Raw genomic sequence first — 3,970 nt, 5'->3', positions numbered from 1 at the left:
GCACAGGCCACGGTCACAGCCGCCGGCATCCATTGCCCGCTCGTCACCGGTGCCGGCACCGGCAGCTTCACCTTCGAAGCCGCCAGCGGCCTGTGGGGCGAACTGCAAGCCGGCAGCTACCTCTTCATGGACCGCGACTACGCCGAGAACCAACCCGCCCCCGGCGCCCCGGTCTTCGAGCAGGCACTGTTCATCAAAAGCCAGGTCATCAGCCGCGGCGAGGCCCACGCCGTCGTCGACGCTGGCCACAAGACCTACGCCATCGACAGCGGCCTGCCAACGGTCTGGCAGCGCAGCGACCTGACCGTCACCAACGGCGGCGACGAACACGGCATCCTGCATCCCGCGCCGCATGCCAGCGCGGATGTGCTGCCGCAGCTCGGCGACATCGTCTGGCTGGTGCCGGGGCACTGCGACCCAACGGTCAATTTGCACGACCACCTTGTCGCTGTGCGCGGGGGCTTGAGCGACGGGGTGGTCGAGACGGTGTGGGCGGTGGATGCGCGGGGTTGCGTGAGCTGACCAAGCCGATTTGCTGCCGGCGGTTAGTGTTAAGAGTCGTGAAGTAGTTCGCGATTTGTTAAATTTCAGACCGCGATCCCCCAAGTAAGGGGAAGAGAGCCTGAGATAGCGCCATCGCGCGGATGCTAGATTCCGTCGCGCTTTCCAAACCGACCATAAAAACACGGGTCGCGCCACGTGGATTTGTCATTCAAAAGGGAGTGCCCCGCACCATGCGTGCCACGGGCCTTGAGGGAGTCGAAATGAAGAAGCGCCCGTGGCATGGCTACTTGGCTTGCCGATGTTGGTGGTCGCCTGTGACGGCGGCTGGTCGTAGTCTTGCCCCGCAGCGATGTCGAGCATCGGTGCTGCACCCTCCGACCAGGTTGTCACCGAGGGACAGTCGGGCAAGTTTCATATTCACGGCCCGCGTTCATTGGCAACTCTCTGCGGCAACGCGGGAGAGACTTGCTGACCCCGTTTACCCGATTGCCGCGCACCCTCTTTTGATTGCCGGACGCGCCAGTCTCAAAATTTTTGCGGAGCCCGGCGAGGGCTCAAGGAGAAACCATGACCTCAAATCGTCTGCTCGCGCCAGCCTTGTTTGTTGCGATCCTATCCACGGTAGCTAGCGGCTTTGCGACTGCGGCGGATCCAACAGCAGACGCCTCGACTGCGCCGTCGTCCCCGGCTGAGCCCGCCAAGGCTGCCGCAACACCGAAGATCGAATTCGCCAAGCTTCGGTCGAAGATTGTTCCGGGTGAAAAGATCGGGCATTTGGAAGGCGGGTTTTTCTGCTTCAACAATGGTGACCAACATGCTTCAGATCGCTTTGAGTCGGTGGTCAGTGGCTTTGCGGAAGCAGCTTTCAAAATCGAGTTGAAGGCCCAAGGATTGACCGGTTCTTCAACCGAAGTGTCTGCGTTCGACACGTCGCAACCCTCCGATGCCGATTTTCGAGTCGGCGGTGTGATCTCCAATTTCAACGATTCGGAATGTACATATCCAAGCGGTCGCAAGGGTGTGATTGAGCTCACGATCAAGTGGGACCTTTTTTCGACACGACAGCAGCGCGTCGTCTTCAGCAAGACGGTGTCTTCTGCGGAGCGCATCCCTGGCTTCGAGAACATCACGGGGCGCGACTTCATGTTGCGCGCGTTCGGTCGCAACCTGCGCGACCTGTTGACTGACGCGGACGCAAAGGCCATCTTCTCAGGCAACCTGCCAGCGCTGCCGCCGGTGACTTTGTCGCCGATGCACCTGCCAGCAAGTCGTGTCCAACTGGGTGGCACGCAGACCAATGCTGCTCGATTGCGCACCGCCGTCGTGACCATCTTGAGCGACAAGGGGTCGGGTACCGGCTTTTATGTGTCCGATGGCTACGTGCTGACGAACAAGCACGTGGTGGGGCAATCCAAGTACGTAAAGATCAAGTTGGACGATGGCAAGGAGGTTGTTGGGGAACTGGTCCGCGAGGATGGCCCGCGTGACGTGGCCTTGTTGAAGACCGAGTCCGTCGCGGTTCCTTCGCTGAGCCTGCGGCTTGCGGACCCTGCTGTCGGCGAGGATGTCTACGCCATCGGCACGCCACTCTCGCAGAAGCTGGCTGGCACGTTCACGCGTGGCGTGCTCAGCGGCGTGCGTGAGTCTGAGGGCGTCCGCTTCTACCAGAGCGACGTGGCCGTCAATCCCGGCAACAGCGGCGGTCCGCTGCTCGATGCTGCGGGCAATGCAGTGGGCATCACCACCTTCAAGCTGAACAGCGCATCCGGCCTGGCGTTTTTCGTGCCCCTGCGGGATGCAGCAGAGCGTCTGGCGCTGATATTCGATGCGCCCTTGAACTGAGGCAGCTCCCTCAGCGGCGTGGCATCGGATCCCATCCACAGCCACTGTGGACAACCATGTGCCCAAGCGGTGCCCAGCGGCGCCAAGTCCTTGTCGCCGCTGGGCTTTGCTTGCGGTGCCCCGGGATTGAGCACCGAAATCGACGGACGAAAGCGTGGCCCGCGCGGGCGCAGCCCCGAGGCTGCATCCGCATGGGCGCGGGTTCAGCCCGCGGTACCTGCAGGCGCGTGGCACGCCGAAGCATCCGTCCGAGCTGCTGCCGGCCGCCGCTGCACCGCGAGCGCTGGCTGGACATGGCGTGGTCGGCTACAGGGCCGCGCCCTACCTGCAGAGCGGGCAATTGCGCGAGGTGCTGGCGGACTGGAGCCGCCCGCTCACGCCGCTGCACCTGGTCTATCCCGGCAATCGCCAGCTGAATGCCAAGCTGCGTGTGTTCGTGGATTGGGCGGTCGAGATTTTTGCCGGGATGGACGCCGCCACACGCTGAAAAAAGCGGCAACCACCGTCCACAGCCGCTGTGGACAAGCTTGTGTCCAAGCCGTGACCAGCGGCGCCAAGTCCTTGTGGCTGTGGCGTTTTCCTTGCCGTGCTCCCGGTTTGAGCAGGGGTCAGCTCGACACGTCCTTGGTTCGTGTGCGCGAGACGGCCGACATGATGCCGATGCCCAGCACGATCAGGCAGGTGATGCCGATGTACAGCGGCGCAATGCCCACTGCGACCATGCCCCAGGCCACGCCGGCCACCAGCAGCACGAGCCCGATCAGGAAGATTGCAAACGACATGGGGAACTCCTTTGAACGCCGGGGGCAGGGCACGGCGTGGATTGCACTTTAGGGGCCCGCTCCCTGGCCGCGCATCAGCCAAGCGCGGAGGCTGGCGTAGGGCCCGACCTACGGCGGGCCCTCACTCGTCCTGGAAGCCGCTGGCCTTGACCCCGCCGGCCCAGCGCAGCGCCTCGGCCTTCACCAACCGGCCGCTGCTACCGTGCCTGGGCGCTTTCCCGCAATCGCAACCACAGCGCCACCAGCAGTCCGGCCGCCGCAGCCAGGCAGCCCACCAGGTACACGCTGGACAGGCCGGCGCTGTCCGCCAGCAGCCCGGCCAACGGCCCGGTGAGGCCGTAGGCCAGGTCCTGGAAGGCCGAGAAGCCGCCCATGGCCGTGCCGCGCAGCGGCGGCGCCACGCGCTGCACCACCTCGCGGCCCATGGCCGGGAAGATCATCGAGCAACCCAGGCCGGTCAGGAAGGCGCCAGCCAGCGCCAGGGCCGGCGTGGTGGCCTGCCAGATCAAACCCTGGCCCAGCGTTTCCACCACCAGCGAACCGATGGCCACTGGCAGCCCGCCGATGCGGTCCGGCAGCCGGCCGAACAGCACGCGTACCAGCACAAAGCCGGCACCAAACGCCGTCAGCCCAAGGCCGGCATGCGGCCAGTGGCGGTCCAGGAAACTCAGGCTGAAAAACGCGCCAATGGCCGCAAAGCCAATGCCCTGCAGGCAGACCACGAGGCCGTGGGCCCAGATCTGGCCCAGCACCTTGCGCAGCGAAGGCCGCTGCGCAGCTGACGGCACCGCCACCACGGGCAGGCCACGCACCGCCAGCCAGCCCAGTGCGGGCAACAGCGC

General features: G+C 64.7%; 5 protein-coding genes. 3 read left to right on the top strand and 2 right to left on the bottom strand.

The annotated features are described in order from the left end of the window. The 3 genes from FKP22_RS23360 to FKP22_RS23350 form a co-directional block, all read left to right on the top strand. A partial coding sequence (locus FKP22_RS23360) for a type III PLP-dependent enzyme domain-containing protein (protein WP_510606725.1) occupies positions 1–522 on the top strand: 522 nt, incomplete at its 5' end. Between the two features lie 549 nt (positions 523–1,071). Further along, on the top strand, positions 1,072–2,346 hold the full coding sequence (locus FKP22_RS23355; protein WP_141290071.1) for a S1C family serine protease: 1,275 nt from the start codon (positions 1,072–1,074) through the stop codon (positions 2,344–2,346). Positions 2,347–2,500: 154 nt separating this feature from the next. Further along, positions 2,501–2,833, top strand: coding sequence for a type 2 periplasmic-binding domain-containing protein (locus FKP22_RS23350; protein WP_141290070.1), 333 nt, complete (start codon positions 2,501–2,503; stop codon positions 2,831–2,833). Positions 2,834–2,954: 121 nt separating this feature from the next. On the opposite strand, the gene FKP22_RS32555 is transcribed toward FKP22_RS23350, so the two are convergent. Together FKP22_RS32555 and FKP22_RS23345 are read right to left on the bottom strand one after the other, a co-directional pair. Further along, the gene (locus tag FKP22_RS32555; protein WP_170201035.1) at positions 2,955–3,128 is read right to left on the bottom strand and encodes a hypothetical protein; all 174 of its coding nucleotides are present in this window, start codon (positions 3,126–3,128) and stop codon (positions 2,955–2,957) included. A gap of 197 nt (positions 3,129–3,325) precedes the next feature. Further along, on the bottom strand, positions 3,326–3,970 hold a 645-nt coding region (locus tag FKP22_RS23345), incomplete at its 5' end, for an MFS transporter (protein WP_141290069.1).

The organism is Ideonella azotifigens (assembly GCF_006519715.1).
GTDB lineage: Bacteria > Pseudomonadota > Gammaproteobacteria > Burkholderiales > Burkholderiaceae_C > Ideonella > Ideonella azotifigens.
The sequence above is the reverse complement of the archived record's forward strand: the minus strand, read 5'-3'. Positions and strand labels throughout refer to the sequence as shown.